At 63.1% G+C, this 19,260-nt stretch carries 14 protein-coding genes; 10 read left to right on the forward strand and 4 right to left on the reverse strand.

Annotated features, from left to right (window positions below; all coding sequences use genetic code 11):
* Both M0954_RS13855 and M0954_RS13860 read right to left on the reverse strand, forming a co-directional pair.
* Window positions 1-995: porin (locus tag M0954_RS13855; RefSeq protein WP_297353776.1), on the reverse strand; the 995-nt coding region annotated here is incomplete at its 3' end.
* 564 nt (window positions 996-1,559) lie between these two features.
* Window positions 1,560-2,078, reverse strand: coding sequence for a hypothetical protein (locus M0954_RS13860; protein WP_297353777.1), 519 nt, complete (start codon window positions 2,076-2,078; stop codon window positions 1,560-1,562).
* Window positions 2,079-2,580: 502 nt separating this feature from the next.
* On the opposite strand from M0954_RS13860, the gene M0954_RS13865 reads away from it, so the two are divergent.
* The 9 genes from M0954_RS13865 to M0954_RS13905 all read left to right on the forward strand — a co-directional run bounded on the left by M0954_RS13865 (window position 2,581) and on the right by M0954_RS13905 (window position 14,960).
* Window positions 2,581-3,606: a bile acid:sodium symporter family protein gene (locus tag M0954_RS13865; protein WP_122153201.1), complete on the forward strand. Its 1,026-nt coding sequence runs from the start codon at window positions 2,581-2,583 to the stop codon at window positions 3,604-3,606.
* Window positions 3,607-3,900: 294 nt separating this feature from the next.
* On the forward strand, window positions 3,901-5,748 hold the full coding sequence (locus M0954_RS13870; protein WP_297353778.1) for a phosphodiesterase: 1,848 nt from the start codon (window positions 3,901-3,903) through the stop codon (window positions 5,746-5,748).
* 352 nt (window positions 5,749-6,100) lie between these two features.
* On the forward strand, window positions 6,101-7,087 hold the full coding sequence (locus tag M0954_RS13875; RefSeq protein ID WP_122153199.1) for a LacI family DNA-binding transcriptional regulator: 987 nt from the start codon (window positions 6,101-6,103) through the stop codon (window positions 7,085-7,087).
* A complete protein-coding gene (locus tag M0954_RS13880) occupies window positions 7,084-8,376 on the forward strand; it encodes an AGE family epimerase/isomerase (RefSeq protein WP_122153198.1) in 1,293 nt (430 codons plus the stop codon). The genes M0954_RS13875 and M0954_RS13880 overlap by 4 nt, the downstream gene beginning before the upstream one ends.
* 5 nt (window positions 8,377-8,381) lie before the next feature.
* Entirely contained in the window at window positions 8,382-9,293 is a 912-nt protein-coding gene (locus M0954_RS13885; protein WP_122155516.1) for a carbohydrate kinase, read from the forward strand.
* Between the two features lie 113 nt (window positions 9,294-9,406).
* Window positions 9,407-9,628 (forward strand): hypothetical protein, encoded by a 222-nt coding sequence (locus tag M0954_RS13890; RefSeq protein WP_122153197.1) that lies wholly within the window; start codon window positions 9,407-9,409, stop codon window positions 9,626-9,628.
* An 89-nt stretch (window positions 9,629-9,717) separates the two neighbouring features.
* On the forward strand, window positions 9,718-9,963 hold the full coding sequence (locus M0954_RS13895; protein ID WP_297353779.1) for a hypothetical protein: 246 nt from the start codon (window positions 9,718-9,720) through the stop codon (window positions 9,961-9,963).
* Between the two features lie 190 nt (window positions 9,964-10,153).
* Complete coding sequence (locus M0954_RS13900) at window positions 10,154-11,140, forward strand: ion channel (protein WP_297353784.1); 987 nt, start codon at window positions 10,154-10,156, stop codon at window positions 11,138-11,140.
* Between the two features lie 226 nt (window positions 11,141-11,366).
* On the forward strand, window positions 11,367-14,960 hold the full coding sequence (locus M0954_RS13905; RefSeq protein ID WP_297353780.1) for an indolepyruvate ferredoxin oxidoreductase family protein: 3,594 nt from the start codon (window positions 11,367-11,369) through the stop codon (window positions 14,958-14,960).
* Window positions 14,961-15,050: 90 nt separating this feature from the next.
* On the opposite strand, the gene M0954_RS13910 is transcribed toward M0954_RS13905, so the two are convergent.
* On the reverse strand, window positions 15,051-16,334 hold the full coding sequence (locus M0954_RS13910) for an EAL domain-containing protein (protein ID WP_122153193.1): 1,284 nt from the start codon (window positions 16,332-16,334) through the stop codon (window positions 15,051-15,053).
* 383 nt (window positions 16,335-16,717) lie between these two features.
* Here M0954_RS13910 and M0954_RS13915 point away from each other — a divergent pair, with 383 nt between their 5' ends.
* Complete coding sequence (locus tag M0954_RS13915) at window positions 16,718-18,382, forward strand: Na+/H+ antiporter (RefSeq protein ID WP_297353781.1); 1,665 nt, start codon at window positions 16,718-16,720, stop codon at window positions 18,380-18,382.
* Between the two features lie 157 nt (window positions 18,383-18,539).
* Here M0954_RS13915 and M0954_RS13920 read toward each other — a convergent pair.
* Window positions 18,540-19,260 (reverse strand): solute carrier family 23 protein (locus M0954_RS13920; RefSeq protein ID WP_297353782.1); only part of this gene is annotated, 721 nt, incomplete at its 5' end.

Raw genomic sequence — 19,260 nt, forward strand, 5'->3', positions numbered from 1 at the left:
ATCGGATAATCGTAGCCGATTGCAGCTGTCTGACGCGTCTGGTCCAGACCGCTGCCGTCGCGCGAGTACGCGAACGACGCCATGATCGAACCCGGGCCCGCCGGAACCGTCACGCCGCCTTGTGCCGTGTTCACATGCCAGCTGCCAATATCCTGCGCGTTGTACGTGTACATGTACTGGCCGAAGAACTTGACGTACTTCAGGTCGTACGACACCCCAAGTTGAGCGACGCTCTGGCTCTTCATGTTCGGAAGCCCAACGCTCTGCGCGAGGCCGGTCAGGTCGCCCGGGGCGTCGTTGAAGTTCACGTACTGATAGACGCCGGTTGCCGCGAACGCGCCGTGGAAGTACAGGAACTGGGCGCTCCACTTCTTCGCGCCGTTCTCACCCGCCGTATTGCCGAGGGCGTACATCACGTTGGCGCTAAAGCCGTTGAAGTTCGGCGACGAATATTCCACCGCATTATTCCAGCCCGAGTCGCCGGCTACACCCTGGTCGGTGTTGTAGGTCGGGAAGGTGCCAAGGCCGAGGTAGGTATGCCACACCATCGGCGAGAATTCGTACGAGTCGACGAACGGGTTGAACAGGATCGTCGAGACGAACAGCGGCGTAGTCAGACGCCCGGCCGTGACCGTACCGTACGGAGACTCGATACCGACGTAGGCGTTACGCGAAAAGAACGTATCGCCCGTGAAGCGGCCGTACTGGCCAGTCTGCGGCAGAAAGAAGCCTTCCAGTGTGAAGATCGCCTTGTAGCCGTTGCCCAGATCCTCCGCTCCCTTCAAGCCCCAGTAGGAAGTCGACATACCGCCGCCGGACACCTCCGCGGCACCCTTGCCGTCCGGGAATTTCTGATCGCCGACCCAGGCATCGACCTGACCATAAAGTTGCACGCTCGATTGCGCGAACGCCGACGATGCGCCCCCGGCCAGCAGGCAAGCGATGACGCTGGTCTTGAGAGTCGTATTGAGCGCACGGCGGAAATTTGTATTCATGGGTTCTCCTGTCTTTGTCAAAGGGTGTGGCTGCTGTGCGGCGGGGAAGCTCGCGCTACCGGTTTCTCAGTCGTCCGTTAGATCAACGAGCTAATCTGGGCGGGACCATCTTTGCGGACCATTTTTATGGACAAAAATATGGGTTGTTATTGCCGGTATATCGGTCCGATTAGTTTTGTCGTTTATCGGACTGATAAAGCACGATTGACTCTCGCCCGTACCGCGGCATACCTGCCCCGGCAACCGGCTGTGAGGCCCGCCAGGCCTGCAGCGCAAAGACAGATAACGGATCAGGGACCGCGCCGATGACGGCCGGCCCGGCGAAGGACAAAATTTGATGATTCGGTAAGGTGCCGTGCGTCGTGCTGTCACGAAAGTGTGGCGTGCAAACGTCACTTGGACGGGCAGACACGACACCGTATGACCAGGCGCAGGTTAGCTGACAGATTGAAAGCAGGAGAAAGTGGCTGGCGACGCCGTCTGCGTGACGATGATGGTGAGCAGGCCGACCGGCCTCGTGCGAGCGGAGCGCGCACCGGTCATTGAGGAACGTTCGGGAAAAGGCTAGTTGCGGTAGGGCGACTGCCCCGGCGGCCGACTCAAATACTCCGGCGGGTGCGGAACCGGGCGAGTGGCGCCGCGCTCTTCGTTGTAGCGCGCGACGTCGGCGCGGATCGAACCGGCCCGCACCATCGTTTCGTCCTCGGGCGGACGCGGCACCGAGCGGACCTCGGTGCTCACCGTGGTAATGGCGCCGGCGTACTGGAATCCGCCACGCGGGTCGGCGCGGGCGTCGCCCCTGTAGCCGTTATACCCACCACCGCCGTTGCCAGCAACGCGTGGCGACTGCGCGTTCGTGTAGCCGCCATGGGATGCAGCCGCGTTGCGCGCAACCCGGGCGTTGCGTTCAGAAGATGCGCCACGCTCGGCACGAGCGTCGGAAGCACGCGCATTATGGTGGACGCCGGCATGAGCAAACCCGCCGCCGAAATCACCGCCGTGCGGTGCTTGCGGCGCTCTGGCATGGGCGAACGAACACAGCACAGTCACGACTGCGCCCAACACCCACTGCCTGGTTCTCACCAACCCTGCGTCCACCATGATTCACCTGCCCGAAGACCCGCCTGAAGCCTGCCGTTCGAGCTGCGGCGAGGCTTGTTCCAGGATTTGCGTACCCGCTGCGGTCAATCCGCAACTCATGCATCCCATTGGCCTTTGAGCAGTAATTTATGGGTCGGTCGGGGGGGTGTCGAGCCAAAAAGTGTTAGGCCTGACACTGCCTTGTAACACCATGTTACTGCGACGTTTTTCCGCGACAAACGCCTTGCACAAGGGGCAAATCAGGACCTCCTGATTACCGCCTGGAGCGCCCCATTACACCCCTCGCACCCGTTCCGCCAAGCGGGCTTCGACACACCTGAGAAGCACAATCCTCATCAATCGATTCCGCAAATGAATTTGATTTTTTAATCACGATCCGTTACTAATGACCGCTTCCCCCTACAGCAAACGCCACGTGCCAGCGCGCACGCGTGTCTGTATTTCCGCGTTACCCGCGTCACCCGAATTGAGTTGAGATTGCGAAATGGCTCGCCCGAAACTGCTTCCCGATAACTTCACGTTGTGCCTCGTCGGCACGGTGATCTTCGCCAGCCTGCTGCCCGTGCATGGGCAGGCGGCCGTCTGGTTCAACTGGCTGACGAATTTCGCCGTCGGGCTGCTATTTTTCCTGCACGGCGCCAAGCTCTCGCGCGAAGCGATCGTGGCGGGCGCGACGCATTGGCGTCTGCATATCGTCGTCCTGCTAAGCACGTTTGCGCTGTTTCCATTGCTCGGGCTCGCGCTCAAACCGCTGCTTTCGCCCCTTGTTACGCCTGCGCTCTACGCCGGCGTCCTCTTCCTCTGTACGCTGCCATCGACGGTCCAGTCGTCCATCGCGTTCACTTCGATCGCCAAAGGCAATGTGCCGGCTGCCGTGTGCAGCGCCTCGGCGTCGAGCCTGCTCGGCATCTTCATTACGCCGGCGCTCGTCAGCCTTGTCGTCACGAATCAGGCAGCCGGCGGCACGTCCGCATGGCACACGGTCTGGAACATCGTGCTGCAACTGCTGGTGCCGTTCGTGGCGGGGCAGTTGCTGCGCCCGATGCTCGGCAAGTGGATCGAGCGCCATCGCAGCGTGACGAAGTTCGTCGACCAGGGTTCGATCCTGCTGGTGGTGTACGGCGCCTTCAGCGAAGCGGTCACGGAAGGCCTGTGGCGGCATACCTCGCTGGGCGCACTGGGCGGCCTCGTGCTCATCAACGCCGTATTGCTGGCGCTTGCGCTGGCCGTCACGATGTTCACCAGCAAGCGGCTCGGCTTCAACCGCGCGGACCAGATCACCATCATCTTCTGCGGCTCGAAGAAGAGTCTCGCCTCCGGCGTGCCGATGGCGAAGGTCATCTTTGCTTCGCACGCGGTGGGCGCCGCCGTGCTGCCACTGATGCTGTTTCACCAGATCCAGCTGATGGTATGCGCCGCCCTCGCGCAACGCTGGGGCGCGCGCGACACGAGCGCTGAAACCCGCGCTGCCGCAGAGGACCGCCCCGCGGCCGCCGTTGCGCGACACTGACGCGCCGAGCCTGTCGAACAAAAGATTCATAAAACGCCCTCCCTGAGCCTGTCTGAATAAAGCCGCCCTCACGCGGCTTTCCGTTATTTCACGCCGAAATGCTCGCGGCGTCGCCCTGGCCTGAAGGCATAGGCGCAATGCAAACAAAACGGCCGGACGAACCCGGCCGCATCTGGCCCCAAGCCAAGACACGGCGCAGGCGCACCACGTCGGTGCGTCTTGTCATTAAAAATTCACTTAACTTCTCCGTGCCGCCGCCGATAAGCCGACGGTTCACCGCTTTGGCCGAATGCCATGCCACTTCGCTCGCCCCCTCGTTCTGCCACGCCCAGCATCGAGGATTTGATCGCCCGGCGTGATTTGTTCGCAGTATTTCAACCGATCGTGGATTTCGACGACGGGGCAATTCTTGGTTACGAAGGGCTGATTCGCGGGCCCGCCGGCTCGCCACTCGAGACACCATTCGCGCTGTTCGCGCTGGCAAACGCCGAGGGCCGCGTGCTCGAACTGGAACGCACTGCCGCGCTCATCTGCGTTCAGGCATTCGCGCAGTCGGCCTGCGACGGCAAGCTGTTTCTGAATTTCAGCGCAGGCGCGCTGCGCCAGCTCGCCGAAGCACGCGAGGACACGCTCGGGCTACTGCGGCAATCGGGTGTGGACCCGGAGCGCATCGTGATCGAGCTGACGGAGCAAAGCGCGATTCCCGACATCAGCCAGTTCCTGCCGGCGCTGGCGAGCTTGCGCACCGCCGGCGCGCAATTCGCGCTCGACGACTACGGCACCGCGAATGCGAGCATGAATCTGTGGGTACGCCTGCGACCGGACGTCGTGAAGATCGACCGGTTCTTTATTCACGACATCGCGAGCGACCCGCTGAAGTTCGAGGCCGTGCGCGCCATGCAGCAATTCGCCAGCGCGAGCGGCGCGAAGCTGGTGGCCGAGGGCATCGAAAACGAAGCGGATCTGATCGTGCTGCGCGACATGGGCATTAACTGCGGGCAGGGTTATTTCTTCGGCCGGCCCAACGCGAAGCCGGCTCGCATGGTGACGGACGACGCACGCCAGGCGATTCGTGCCGGCCACATCGCCGTGTTTCCGGAGGCAACGCGCGCAGTCAGCGCATCACCTTCGGGTGGTATGGCGTCGGCCAAGATGATGGTGCATGCGCCTGCGCTGCCGCGCCAAGCCACCAACAACGAGGTGCTCGAACTGTTCAACCGCTTGCCGGAGCTGCACGCGGTAGCCGTGGTCGAAAACGAAGAGCCGGTGGCGTTGATCAACCGGCGCGCCTTCATGGAGCGCTACGCCTTGCCGTACCACCGCGAGCTGTTCGGCAAACGCCCCTGCCTGCTGTTTGCAAACGCGTCGCCGGTAATCATCGAAAAGTCGATGACGGTCGAACAGATGGCCGAGCTGCTCGCGAGCGACGACCAGCGGTATCTCGCCGACGGCTTCGTCATCACCGACAACGGCAAATACGCGGGCCTCGGCACCGGCGAGAACCTGGTGCGCGCCGTCACCGAAGTGCGCATCGAAGCGGCGCGCTACGCGAACCCGCTGACCTTCCTGCCCGGCAACATTCCGATCAGCTCGCACATCGCGCGGCTGCTCGGCCACGACGCCGGGTTCTACGCCTGCTATGTCGACCTGAACCATTTCAAGCCCTTCAATGACCAGTACGGCTACTGGCAGGGCGACGAAGTGCTCAAGTTCGCGGCCGCAGTCCTGGCCGACGTGTGCGATCCGACTCGCGACTTTCTCGGCCACGTGGGCGGCGACGACTTCCTGATCCTGTTTCAGAGCGACGACTGGCGCGAGCGGGTATTGCGCGCGATCCAGTTGTTCAACGAAGGCGCGCAACGTTTCTACGCGCCCGAGGACCGGCTCGTGGGTGGCATCCACGGTGAAGACCGGCGCGGCAATGCAACCTTCTTCGGCTTTGTGACGATGGCGATCGGCTGCGTGCACATCGAGTCCCATGTCGGTCCGACGCTGTATAGCAGCGAGGAAGTCGCTTCGGTGGCGGCGCTCGCGAAGCGGCGCGCGAAGCAGGACCCAAGCGGGTTCGTGCTGATCGAGGCGGATGAAAGCGACGCGCTCTTGCAGGGGCATACCGACGCGCGCCACGCCGCATTCGACTGAGGCGACGGCTGCACTGCCCTAACTGGGGGACGTTCCTCGCAACAGCGGCGACTCTCGCAGACTGATGGATCCGTTTACCCGGCGCCGACGCCGCCGCCGGTTCCAGCTCTTCACCCCACCGAATAATGCTTCGGATTCCTACTGTTCACCCCCTAAAACTCACCTTTCCCGCAAATTTAGTCGAATGTTTAGTTAATTTTACTAAACATAATGAAACCGCTATTCCACCTTATATACGGGTATTTACGCGTACCGATTCGCGTGACTACAGGGACTTTTCCGCCTGTTTTACTATACAATCCCCCGAAATCAACTTAGCCAGCGGCCAGCACTGCGTTCGCCGCCCACCCAGATGGCCACAACCATCCGCGATGTCGCCCGCGCCGCCAGCGTGTCGATCGGCACCGTCTCCCGCGCGCTGAAGAATCAGCCAGGTCTCTCCGATGCCACCCGCATGCGGGTCGTCGAGGCCGCGCGTCAGCTCGGTTACGACCCGGCCCAGTTGCGCCCGCGCATCCGCCGGCTGACCTTTCTGCTGCACCGCCAGCACAATAATTTCGCCGCCAGCCCATTCTTTTCGCACGTGCTGCACGGTGTCGAAGATGCCTGCCGCGAGCGCGGCATCGTGCCGTCCGTGCTGACCGCAGGACCCACGGAAGACGTGATCCAGCAGATGCGCCTGCATGCACCCGACGCGGTCGCGGTCGCCGGCTTCGTCGAGCCCGAAACGCTCACCACGCTCGTCGCCATGCAGCGCCCGCTCGTGCTGATAGACCTGTGGGCGCCGGGGCTACGGTCAGTCAACCTCGACAACGCGGCCGGCGCGGCGCTGGCAATGCGCCATCTGTTCCAGCACCGCTACAAGCGCATCGCCTTCATCGGCGGCTCGCTCGCACATTTCAGCATCGCGCAGCGCGCGCTCGGCTACCGGCGCGCGTTCTTCGAGGCCGGTCTGCTGTTCGACCCGTCGCTTGAAGTGACCATCGACGCCGGGCTCGATCCCGACACCGGCGCCGCCTTGGCCATGCAACGCGTGCTGGATGCGTCTGGCGAGCGTCCCGACGCCGTGTTTGCCTACAACGACGCCGCCGCGCTTGCCGCGCTGCGCGTCTGCCTCGCGCGCGGCCTGCGCGTTCCGCACGACATCGCGATCATCGGTTTCGACGACATCCCTGCCGCCGCTCACGCTACCCCGCCACTGTCGACGATCGCCGTCGACAAGGAAGCGCTCGGCCGGCGCGGCGTCGAACTGCTGCTTGAAGAGTCGCCTGCCCAACTCGAAGTCCACCTGCCCGTTCATCTCATCGCACGTGCCAGTACCTCGGTGAAAACACCATGACGCAATCCGAACAGATCCAACCCGACCATTCCAACCATCCGGGCGCAGCATCGCCCAAGGCGCCCGCTGTCGCCAGCTTCCGCGAGCGCGAGTTTCTGCTCTCGCATATCCAGGACACGTTGCGCTTCTACGCGCCGAACGTGTTCGATCCAAGCGGCGGCTTCTATCACTTCTTCAGCGACGACGGTTCGATCTACAACCGCACGACGCGCCACCTGGTCAGCAGTTGCCGCTACGTGTTCAACTACGCGATGGCATACCGTGAGTTTGGCGATCCGAAACATCTCGAGTACGCGCGCCATGGCCTGGATTTCTTGCGCGACGTTCACTGGGACCCGGAACTCAAAGGCTACGACTGGGAGTTCGACTGGCGCGACGGCACCAAGCACGTGCTCGACGCCACCCGTCATTGCTACGGACTCGCCTTCGTACTGCTGGCGTATTCGCATGCCGCGATGGCCGGCATCGAAGAGGCCAAGCCGATGATCGGCGCCACCTTCGAGCTGATGGAGCACCGCTTCTGGGATGCCGCCGCCGGCCTCTACGCCGACGAGGCAACACCCGACTGGCGCGTGAGTTCGTACCGCGGCCAGAACGCCAACATGCACACCACGGAGGCCCTGCTCGCCGCCTATGAGGCGACCGGCCATCTGGTGTATCTGGACCGGGCGGAACGCGTGGCGTCGAACATCACGCTGCGTCAGGCGAAACTCTCGCAAGGTCTGGTATGGGAGCATTTCCACGCGGACTGGTCGGTGGACTGGCACTACAACGAGGAAGACAGTTCGAATATCTTCCGCCCGTGGGGCTTCCAGCCCGGTCACCAGACCGAGTGGGCGAAGCTGCTGCTGATCCTCGAGCGGCACCGCCCGTTGCCGTGGCTGTTGCCGCGCGCCATCGAACTGTTCGACGCGGCCATGACCCACGCCTGGGACGACGATCACGGCGGCCTGTACTACGGCTTCGGCCTGGACCGCACTGTCTGCGATCACGACAAGTATTTCTGGGTGCAGGCCGAGACCTTCGCGACCGCCGCGCTGCTCGGCAAGCGCACCGGCAACGAACGCTTCTGGGACTGGTACGACGAAATCTGGCGCTATAGCTGGGCGCATTTCGTCGATCACAAATACGGTGCGTGGTATCGCATCCTGACCTGCGACAATCGCAAGTACAGCGACGAAAAGAGCCCGGCCGGCAAGACCGACTATCACACGATGGGCGCGTGCTACGAAGTGCTGATGCATGCACTGCCGCACGCCCCGTCCACCACGACTGAACCCGCACGGTGAGCACCATGAGCGCGAGCACTGAACTTCCCCTCTTCGTTTCGGCCGGCGACATCCTGACCGACCTCGTGCGTACCGGCGACTCGCAATGGCTATCACGGCCTGGCGGCGCGGGCTGGAACGTCGCCCGCGCGGTCGCGCGGCTCGGCCTGCGGACCGCCTGCGTCGGCTCGCTCGGCACTGACAATTTCTCCGACGAGCTCTGGGAAGCCAGCGTCGCTGCAGGCCTCGACATGCGCTTCATGCAGCGCGTTGAACGGCCGCCGCTGCTGGCGATCGTTCATCAGACGCACCCGCCTGCGTACTTCTTCATGGGTGAGAATGGCGCAGATCTGGCCTTCGATCCCTCGAAGCTACCGGACGGCTGGATGGGCCAGGTGAAGTGGGCGCACTTCGGCTGCATCAGTCTCGTGCGCCAGCCGCTCGGCGATACGCTCGCCACGCTGGCCGCGCAGTTGCGCGAACGTGGCGTGAAGATCAGCTTCGACCCGAATTACCGCAACCTGATGGCGCACGGCTATGAGCCGACGCTGCGCAAGATGGCCGCGCTCGCCGACCTCATCAAGGTCTCGGACGAAGACTTGGGCCTGCTGTTCAAGACCAGCGAAGCCGACGCGCTCGCCCAACTGCGTGCGATGAATCCGAAGGCGACCGTGCTCGTCACGCGTGGTTCGGAGAAAGCCACGCTGATCGAAGGCGACACGATCATCGAAGCGCAACCGCCGCGCGTCGAAGTGGCGGATACGGTCGGTGCCGGCGACGCATCGATTGGCGGCCTGCTGTTCAGCCTGATGACGGCGCCGCAACGCGGCTGGCCGGAGCATCTCGCCTTTGCGCTGGCGGCCGGGGCGGCCGCTTGCCGCCACGCCGGCGCGCACTCGCCGTCGCTCGATGAAGTGGTGGCATTGCTGGAGGGCTAAGTTTCGCGGCGCGCCGGGATTCGTCGGCGCGCGAGCCGAGGTGTCACGCAGATGGCCGGTGAGCCGCGAATCGGCGTGCTAGGATGGAATCTCCCCCTTGCTGGAGATGCATCATGGAGGACGTCACCTACACCAAAGGACTCTACACGGCGATTGCCACAGTGCAGCCGGTAGACGGCGGAGCGTACCGCGGTCTCGTCACGCTCTCGCGCGACGAGGGCGGCGAGCTGGAGAACACAGTCTACGAAGTCGAGGCCACCTCGGCCACCGAGGAAGAGGCCCTCGAAGAAGCCAAAGCGCTGGCTCACCGCATCCTTGGCGAAATCGAATTCTAGGCAGGCACCCCACATGCTGGTGCCGTTGGTGCCGCCGGCACGTTCGCGCTGCGCGGCGCCCTTAAGGAAACAACCGGCTGGAGGCAATGATGGCTGAACAGCTCTTCCTCTATGGCGTGTACTCGATCCACGTCCGACCTCTTGGATTGCAAGGTGCGCGGTGGGATGCGGAATATGAAATCCGCCATCTCGAACGCGCGGTGCAGGCGTGGACCACCGTCGGCGGCGACGCCGGCTACGCCAGCGAAACCGAAGCGATTGAAGCGGCTCATCAACAGGCGATCACGGATATCGAACACGGCGCGGGAATTCCGAAACCGCACACTTTTCCGTGATGACGTGAGTTCGCACGAAGCGGATTGAGGCCGCATCGCAGCGTGCGGTGAAGCGCCCAAAATCTGCAAAGACACGCCGTGCGGCGTGCTACGCTTTGCGCGTTTTCATGCTGACAAACACGCAATGGCCACCAACACGTCAGATCGTACGACCGGCCCGAGCTCAGGCCCAGCCGCCAGCCCCGGCGCTATGCCCGGCATCGGCGCGGGCGCCCACTCTGCCGCGGCGGACGCCGCGACCGCGTCGCGCAAGCGGCTGCCCCGTGGCAGCCGCGAGATTCCATTCGGTTCGCGCACGATCATTGCGCACGGCATGCCGGTCCGCTTCTGGCAGGACATTTACCACAGCGCGCTGGTGGTCAAATGGCCGGTGTTCTTCGTGTCGCTCGGGTTGACGTTCTTGCTGCTCAACGCGACGTTCGCCTCACTCTACATGCTCGGCACAAAGCCGATTGCCAATCAGTATCCCGCCGGCTTCGGCGGCGCGTTCTTCTTCAGCGTCGAAACGCTCGCGACGGTCGGCTACGGCGACATGCATCCGCAGACTGTCTACGCCCACTGGATCGCCACGCTCGAAATTTTCGTCGGCATGTCAGGCATCGCGTTGGCGACCGGCCTGATCTTTGCTCGCTTCTCGCGGCCGCGCGCCAGGATCATGTTTTCGCGCTACGCCGTGGTGCGGCCTATCGACGGCCACATGACGCTGATGGCACGCGCGGCGAACGGCCGGCAGAATCTGATCGCGGAAGCGCACGGCAGAATGCGCCTGATGCGCGTCGAAACCTCTCCCGAGGGCTACATGTTGCGCAAACTCTACGACCTGACGCTCGTCCGCGAACAGCATCCCGCGTTTCTGTTTAGCTGGACCCTGATGCATATCATCGACGAGACGAGCCCGTTATTCGGTGAGACAGCCGAGTCGATGAAAGCGCGCGAAGCGTCCCTGCTGATTTCCATCGAAGGCGCGGACGACCAGACCGCGCAAACCATGCAGGCGCGTCACACCTGGGAAGCCGACGCGATTCGCTGGCAGCACAAGTACGTCGACCTGCTGCGTGAAGAAGAAGGGGTGAGCCATATCGATTACGCCCACTTCGACGAAGTCGAACCGCTTGAACCCATGACGCCGCCGGTCCCGGCTGCCGCGATCGACCCGCGGGCGGTGCCGGGCGCCTGATGTGCGTAAGACGGGCGCGCAAGGCAAATAAGGCTCCCTCGGGCTGACCGGCAAATCCATCTCAAAACCGGGCGAATTCGCGAAGTACTTCACTGCTTTGCGCGAGCAAACCCGGAAAGTAGCAATAATTTTCTCCAATCGGCGCTAAAAAATAGAGTCTCTTTCGACGCGAAGCCTTTGTGGTCCCCATCCACCTCGCGCGAACGCATAAAAACGGAGACTCATCATGACCGCCCGCTTGCCCATCGACGGCACGCCTGCCCTCGCCGATTACAAGCTGACCGATAACCTCACCGCCACCCGCGGCCGCATTTTCCTTACCGGCACGCAGGCGCTGGTGCGTCTCGTGTTGATGCAACGCGCGCTCGACAAAGCGCGGGACATGAACACCGCGGGCTTCATCAGCGGCTATCGCGGCTCGCCGCTCGGCATGGTCGACCAGCAGTTGTGGAAGGCGAAGAAACTGCTCGCAGCGAGCGACATCCGCTTCCTGCCTGCGATCAACGAAGAACTCGGCGGCACCGCCGTGCTCGGCACGCAGCGGGTCGAATCGGACCCGGAGCGCACCGTCGAAGGCGTATTTGCGATGTGGTACGGCAAGGGCCCTGGCGTCGATCGCGCCGGCGACGCGCTCAAGCATGGCAACGCCTACGGCTCTTCGCCGCATGGTGGTGTGCTGGTGGTGGCGGGCGACGATCACGGCTGCGTGTCGTCGTCGATGCCGCATCAAAGCGACTTTGCAATGATGGCCTGGCATATGCCTGTGGTGAATCCGTCCAACGTTGCCGACATGCTGGAGTTCGGGCTGTACGGCTGGGCGCTGTCGCGCTTCTCGGGTGCGTGGGTGGGCTACAAGGCGATTTCGGAGACCGTCGAATCCGGCTCGACCGTCGATCTCGATGCGCTGCAAACGCAATGGACCGTTCCGCAAGATTTCGTCGAACCCACCGGCGGCCTGCATAACCGCTGGCCGGATTTGCCCAGCCTCACCATCGAGGCCCGGCTCGCGGCCAAGCTCGATGCAGTGCGCCACTTCGCGCGCAGCAACAGCATCGACAAATGGATCGCGCCGAGTCCGCACGCGAACGTGGGCATCGTCACCTGCGGCAAGGCGCATCTGGACCTGATGGAAGCGCTGCGCCGGCTCGACCTCACCGTCGCCGATCTCGAAGCGGCAGGCGTGCGGATTTACAAGGTCGGGCTGTCCTTTCCGCTGGAGATGACGCGCATCGACACATTCATCGAAGGTCTCTCCGAAGTGCTGGTGATCGAGGAAAAAGGCCCGGTCATCGAACAGCAGATCAAGGATTATCTGTACAACCGGCAAGACGGCGCGCGCCCGGTGGTGATCGGCAAGCATGCGCAAGATGGATCGTTACTGCTGTCGTCACTCGGTGAGTTGCGGCCCTCGCGCATCCTGCCGGTGTTCGCGAACTGGCTCGCCCGGCATAAGCCCGCGCTCGATCGCCGCGAGCGTGTGGTCGATCTGGTCGCGCCGCAAATCCTCTCGAACGCTGCCGATGCCGTGAAACGCACGCCGTACTTCTGCTCCGGCTGCCCGCACAACACGTCGACCAAGGTGCCGGAAGGCTCGATCGCGCAAGCGGGTATCGGCTGCCACTTTATGGCCTCGTGGATGGAGCGCGATACCACCGGGCTGATCCAGATGGGCGGCGAAGGCGTCGACTGGGCCTCGCATTCGATGTTCACGAAAACACGTCACGTCTTCCAGAACCTCGGCGACGGCACCTATTTCCACTCGGGCATTCTGGCGATCCGCCAGGCAGTCGCGGCGAAAGCCACCATCACCTACAAGATTCTCTATAACGACGCGGTCGCGATGACGGGCGGTCAGCCGGTCGACGGCAGCATCTCGGTGCCGCAAATCGCGCGTCAGGTGGAAGCGGAGGGGGTGTCCCGCTTCGTCGTGGTGAGCGACGAGCCGGAGAAATACGACGGTCATCACGACCTGTTCCCGAAGGGCACCACGTTTCATCATCGCAGCGAGCTCGACGCGGTGCAGCGCGTGTTGCGCGATATCGACGGCGTCACCGTGCTGATCTACGACCAGACCTGTGCGGCCGAAAAGCGTCGTCGCAGGAAGAAAGGTGAGTTTCCCGATCCGGACAAACGCCTCTTTATCAACGAAGAGGTCTGCGAAGGATGTGGCGATTGCGGCGTGCAATCGAATTGCCTGTCGGTCGAACCGGTTGAGACTGCGCTTGGCCGTAAGCGCCGCATCGACCAGTCGTCGTGCAACAAGGACTTTTCTTGCGTGAACGGCTTCTGTCCGAGCTTTGTAACGATCGAAGGCGGTAAGCTCAAGAAGGCCGCGGGCGTGGCATTCGATGCCGCAGCGCTGGCTGCGCGCGTCGATGCGCTGCCGGTGCCGGCCACCCAGCTCGATGCTGCGCCGTACGACATTCTGGTAACGGGCGTCGGCGGCACGGGCGTTGTGACGGTGGGCGCGCTAATCAGCATGGCTGCGCATCTGGAGGGCAAGAGCGCCTCAGTACTCGACTTCATGGGCTTTGCGCAGAAAGGCGGCTCGGTGCTCTCGTTCGTGCGTTTTGCCGCACGTGACGAGTGGCTCAACCAGGTCCGCATCGATACGCAGCAGGCCGACGTGCTGCTGGCGTGTGACATGGTTGTAGGAGCAAGTTCCGATGCGCTGCAAACTGTCCGTCACGGCCGCACGCGGATTGTCGTGAATACACATGCAATTCCAAATGCAACCTTCGTGCAGAACCCGGACGCGAACCTGCACGCCGGCGCGCTGATCGACAAGATGCGTCATGCGGCAGGTGAAGAGCGCATGTCGAGCTGCGACGCGCAGGCGCTCGCCACGCGTTTCCTTGGCGATACGATCGGCGCCAATATCCTGATGCTCGGTTTTGCGTGGCAGCTCGGTCTGGTGCCGGTGTCGTTCGGCGCGATGATGCGTGCGATTGAATTGAACAATGTCGCAGTGCAGATGAATCAGCTAGCGTTTTCGATCGGTCGTCTCGCGGCGGCTGATCCGGCGGCGCTCGAAGCATTGTGGCAAGCACGGCACGGTGCGCAACAACCGGTGCGTATCGATACGGTGGATGAACTGATCGCGCACCGCGAAGCACGTCTCTCGGTATATGGTGGCGAGGCTTATGTGAAGCGTTATCGTGCGCTGGTGGATGCGGCACGGCGCGCCGAGGCGAGTATCGGCGGTGCTTCGTCGGGCGAGCGAGTGACGCGTGCAGTCGCGACGACGTTTTATCGCCTGCTGGCCGTGAAGGACGAATACGAAGTGGCGCGCCTGCATACGGATAGCGCGTTTCGGGCCTCGCTCGAAGCGCAATTCGAAGGCGTCGCGGGCAAGGACTTCGGCGTGAAATTCAATCTCGCTCCGCCGACTTTGTCACGTCCCAAGCATGGCGCGAATCCGGTGAAAAAGACATTCGGTCAATGGCTGTGGCCGGTGCTTGGCGCGATGGCGAAATTCCGTGGGCTGCGCGGCACGATGCTCGATCCGTTTGGCCGAACGTTGGAACGCCGGATGGAACGCGAACTGGCCGACGATTACGAAACCACTTTGCAACGCGCGCTTGCAAAGCTCGATGCGGACAACGTCGAGGAGATCGTCAAGCTAGCGGATCTGCATGCTCGTGTGCGTGGATATGGGCATGTGAAGCTGGCGAACCTGGCCGGTGTGAAGCGCTCCGAACGCGAACTCGCTGCGCGTCTACAGATCGAAGCGGCGACGGGCGCAGCGGTCAAGCAGGCGCTGGAAGAGGCGAAGGGGGCTGGAACCTTGCGCGGAATTCCGGTGGTAGTAGCGAAGTGAGTTAGCAACGTTGCACTGCTTCGAGCAAGGTTCGAAGCAGTGCTAGTCTATTCCCAGCAGCCTTTCGGGAGCCGAAAGCGAACCGCCGTTTTACAAGCCCTCGTGCTCCTCCTCCACCCAATCAATATCCCCGCACAACACGCAAGTCTGCTCACCGACATGCGTCACCACCGACAGCGTCACGCACGGCAACGCTTCGTTGATCGACAGATACGGCCGGGTCACATGCACCCTATCCGGCGCATTGATCGCCGCGCGAAAATACGGGCGGCGCAACCAGTTCGCCCCCTGGGCATCGGCGAGCGGCAAAAAGCGCGTCTCATGCGAGGCCCGATCGGCGCGCAGCACCACGTTGCGTCCCGCCTGACGGCCCTTCTCGTCCAACAAAAAGCAGCGTGCCGCGTGATCGAGCGCGAGGAAGTTCCAGCACACCTCATCGAGCAACTCACCGGCCGCGAGCCGCTCCGCCGCCCGTTCGAACGCGCGGATATACGGCGCCAGCCGGCTCGCATTGCGCCGCTCGCGGGCTTCAGTCTGGTTGCGGTAGCGTTCGGTGACTTCGCTGATGCAGGTCACGGACTGAGCGCTATCCGCCGCACCCGGGTTCGGGCGGCCAAAGAAAAAGCCCTGCACGAAGTCGGCATTGCAGCCGAGCGCCATCTGCGCCTCGTGCTCGGTCTCCACGCCTTCGATCAGTACGAGCTTGCCCGCTTCGTGCAACAGCGCGACGAGGCCAGGCAGGATCGTCGCCATGTCGGCGCGATGCGCGGCATGCGAGAGCATGATGCGATCGAGCTTGACGATATCCGGGTTCAGTTGCCAGATCCGTTCGACGTTCGAATGCCCCGCGCCGAAATCGTCCAGTGCGATCAGGAAGCCGAGTTCGCGGAACTTGCGCACCGCATCCGCGAGACGTTCAAGGTCTTCCGCGCGTTGCTCCAGCACCTCGAGCACAATGCGCCGCGGCGACAGATCGAGGCGCCGCAGATTCGCTAGCAGCGCGGCGGCGTGGTACGGATCGGTCAACGCCCCCGGATGAACGTTTAGAAACAGCCACTCCTTCTCGGCGCCGAGCACCTTGAAGTTCTCCAGATGCAGCGCCTGCGCCAGCCGGTCTACTTGCAGCACATCACCGAGCCGTGCCGCCTGACCGAATACGTCGAGCGGCGACACCGGCCGGTCGAGCGCGTCGTGGGCGCGTAGCAAACCCTCGTAGCCGACCGCGCGCATATGCGACAAACTGAAGATCGGCTGAAACACGCTCGTCAGCTCCAGATCCCCATGTCGCACCGAATACCGCTCGAGCCCCGAAGTCACACTCACCTCGAAGCCGTGCGGTGCGGCGGCCGTTCTTTCCTGTTGCGCAATCGTCATGCATTCCTCTCACGCGAGAGCCGGGCCGGTCCAACCGTGGAGGCGAACACCCACGGCGCCGGTTCTCAAAATGTGCGTCATCGATACTCCATAAGCAAGGTCCGTGCGCACGCTGGCGCACGTTCAAGCGAAGTTTGCATGCGCCGCTGCACCGACTAAAGCTGCTCGCGTTGCGTCCGGGCGCACGACGCACCGATTCGGTGCGCCACCGTTACCCCCAAAAAAGCCATTTGCGGTGCATGAATTGCTCCGAGCAGCACGCTTCAATCCGTACAACGCGCCGCCGGATCGAGACCTCGGGCTAAACTTCGGCCTTATGTCGCCGGTCAGAACACCAGCGGCCGACGCAGAAAACCATGCTGTCTTCTCCTTAAACGAGCCAGATGGAAATTGTCTTCACTGTCCTGATCCTCCTGCTCGCGGTGGCCGCCTCCGGCGGCGTTCGCGTGATGCCAGTCAAGCTGCCGCTCCCGCTCGTACAGATCGTCCTCGGCGCTCTGCTCGCGTGGCCGAGGCTAGGGCTGCACGTCACCTTCGATCCGGAAATCTTCATGATGCTCTTCATTCCGCCGCTTTTGTTCGCGGACGGATGGCGCATTCCGAAACGCGAGTTTTTCATGGCGCGGCGCGCGATCCTGCTGCTAGCGCTGGGACTCGTCTTCATGACGGTGCTGGCGGTTGGATATTTCGTGCATGCGCTGGTGCCGGCCATCTCGCTGCCGGTCGCCTTCGCGCTCGCTGCCGTCCTGTCGCCGACCGATGCGGTCGCGCTGACCGGCATCGCGGGCAAGAACCGGATTCCGGGGCAACTGATGCACATCCTCGAAGGCGAGGCGCTGATGAACGATGCGTCGGGCCTCGTCGCGCTGAAGTTCGCCATCGCGGCCGCGTTGACCGGTGTGTTCTCCCTGCGCGATGCCTCGATCAGCTTCGTGATCATCGCGCTCGGCGGACTCGCGACCGGCGCCGTGGTGAGCTGGCTGTTCAGCTTCGTGTCCGCGCGTTTTCTGAGCGTGATGGAGAACGGCGACCCCGCGCCGGGCGTGGTCATGACGCTGCTGATCCCGTTCGCGGCCTACCTGTTCGCCGAGCATTTCGGCTGGTCGGGCATACTCGCGGCGGTCGCCGCCGGGATGATGATGAACTACACCAGCATCGCGCATGCGGGGCCGGTCGCGGAACGGGTGCGGGCCAACAGCACGTGGGCGATGATCGAATTCGTCTTCAACGGCATGGTGTTTATTCTGCTCGGACTGCAGTTTCCGCATATCCTTGGCCGGGCGTTGATCGACGCACACGAGACCAGCAATGAGCAGATGCTCTTGCTGATCGGCTATATCGCCGCAGTGGCGGTCGCGTTGTATGCGCTGCGCTTTGTGTGGGTATGGTTGCTGCGCTGGTATGCGAGCCGCGGCGCCGCGAAGCAGGGTATGGCGAACGCGGTGCCCGGCCTGCGGACCGTCACCATTACGACGGTGGCCGGCGTGCGCGGTGCGGTGACGATGGCCGGTGTGCTGTCGCTGCCTGAGGCATTGCCCAACGGAGTGGCGTTGCCGGGACGGGACCTGGCGATCTTCATCGCTGCGGGCGTGATCCTGGTGTCGCTGCTGGTGGCGGTGGTGGCGCTACCGCTGCTGCTGCACGGCTGGCGACGCGGGCGCGATCCACATGCAGCCGAGGAACGGCACGCCCGCAAGCTCGCGGCGCAAGCGGCGATCCGCGCTGTCGACGATCTGCACGAGACCGCCAGCGCCGGTCTCGACGAATCGGCTTCAGCCTATGCGACCGATGTGACGGCACGCGTGATGGATATCTATCGTCGCCGCCTCGCAACCCTCGGCGACGCGACCACGCCGCCGAGCGAACTGGCTCGCCGCGCCGAGGCGCTGGAGTTTCAGATGAAGCTGGCTGCGATTCGTGCGGAACGCGCAGTGCTACTGTCGCTGCGCAACACGCAAAAGATCAACGACGAAACGCTCAACAAGCTGATGCGCGAGGTGGATCTGTCGGAGACGGCGCTGATCACGCGCGGCGTGGCGCGCGCGTGAACGTAGACACGCGCTCACGACGAGCTCAATTGACGGCTCGCTGTTTTGGTTTACGCCGCGAACGGGATAGGCAAGTTCCGCGAGACTGGAACTCGGTGAAAAGTGATCCACTCACCTCGCCAGTGACGCACCAAGCTCGTGTGCGACTGGTGTCTGCTTAAACAGCTGGTTGCTGCGCGGGCTTGCGGCGCAGCAGCGCGTAAAGAATGATCGCGCCAAAGGTAGCGGTCCCAATGCCGCCAAGCGCAAAGCCGCCTAGCTTCAGCGAGAAATCTCCAGCGCCCAGTACGAGGGTAACGGCCGCGACGATCAGATTGCGGTTGTCGGAGAAGTCCACTTTGTTGACCACCCAGATGCGTGCGCCCGTCACTGCAATCAGCCCGAACACCACAATCGACACGCCGCCCAGCACCGGCCCCGGGATCGTCTGGATCACCGCGCCGAACTTCGGCGAAAAGCCGAGTACCAGCGCGATCAGCGCGGCGATCACGAATACCAGCGTCGAGTAGATTTTCGTCACGGCCATCACGCCGATGTTTTCCGCGTAGGTCGTGACGCCGGTGCCGCCCGCGAAGCCGGAGAGGATGGTAGCGAGGCCGTCGCCAATGAATGCGCGGCCCACGTAGCCGTCGAGGTTTTGACCCGTCATTGCGCTCACGGCCTTGATGTGGCCAAGATTTTCCGCGACGAGGATCACCGCGATCGGCGCAAGCAATGCCATTGCTTGCGCGTTGAACGCTGGTGCCGTGAAATGCGGCATGCCGAACCAGGCGGCGTTGGCCACAATAGAAAAGTCGATCGGCTTACCCATGCCGAGACCGTTCGTGACGATCGCGTAGATTACATAGGCGGCCAGCAGGCCGACCAGGATCAGCAGG

Source organism: Paraburkholderia sp. (genome assembly GCF_026225065.1).
Taxonomy (GTDB): Bacteria; Pseudomonadota; Gammaproteobacteria; order Burkholderiales; family Burkholderiaceae; genus Paraburkholderia.

Coding starts and splice junctions, on each gene's coding strand:
- M0954_RS13865 (WP_122153201.1), top strand. CDS start 2,581: ATGGCTCGCCCGAAACTGCTTCCCGATAACTTCACGTTGTGCCTCGTC.
- M0954_RS13900 (WP_297353784.1), top strand. CDS start 10,154: ATGCCCGGCATCGGCGCGGGCGCCCACTCTGCCGCGGCGGACGCCGCG.
- M0954_RS13880 (WP_122153198.1), top strand. CDS start 7,084: ATGACGCAATCCGAACAGATCCAACCCGACCATTCCAACCATCCGGGC.
- M0954_RS13875 (WP_122153199.1), top strand. CDS start 6,101: ATGGCCACAACCATCCGCGATGTCGCCCGCGCCGCCAGCGTGTCGATC.
- M0954_RS13910 (WP_122153193.1), bottom strand. CDS start 16,334: ATGACGATTGCGCAACAGGAAAGAACGGCCGCCGCACCGCACGGCTTC.
- M0954_RS13905 (WP_297353780.1), top strand. CDS start 11,367: ATGACCGCCCGCTTGCCCATCGACGGCACGCCTGCCCTCGCCGATTAC.
- M0954_RS13895 (WP_297353779.1), top strand. CDS start 9,718: ATGGCTGAACAGCTCTTCCTCTATGGCGTGTACTCGATCCACGTCCGA.
- M0954_RS13885 (WP_122155516.1), top strand. CDS start 8,382: ATGAGCGCGAGCACTGAACTTCCCCTCTTCGTTTCGGCCGGCGACATC.
- M0954_RS13870 (WP_297353778.1), top strand. CDS start 3,901: ATGCCACTTCGCTCGCCCCCTCGTTCTGCCACGCCCAGCATCGAGGAT.
- M0954_RS13915 (WP_297353781.1), top strand. CDS start 16,718: ATGGAAATTGTCTTCACTGTCCTGATCCTCCTGCTCGCGGTGGCCGCC.
- M0954_RS13890 (WP_122153197.1), top strand. CDS start 9,407: ATGGAGGACGTCACCTACACCAAAGGACTCTACACGGCGATTGCCACA.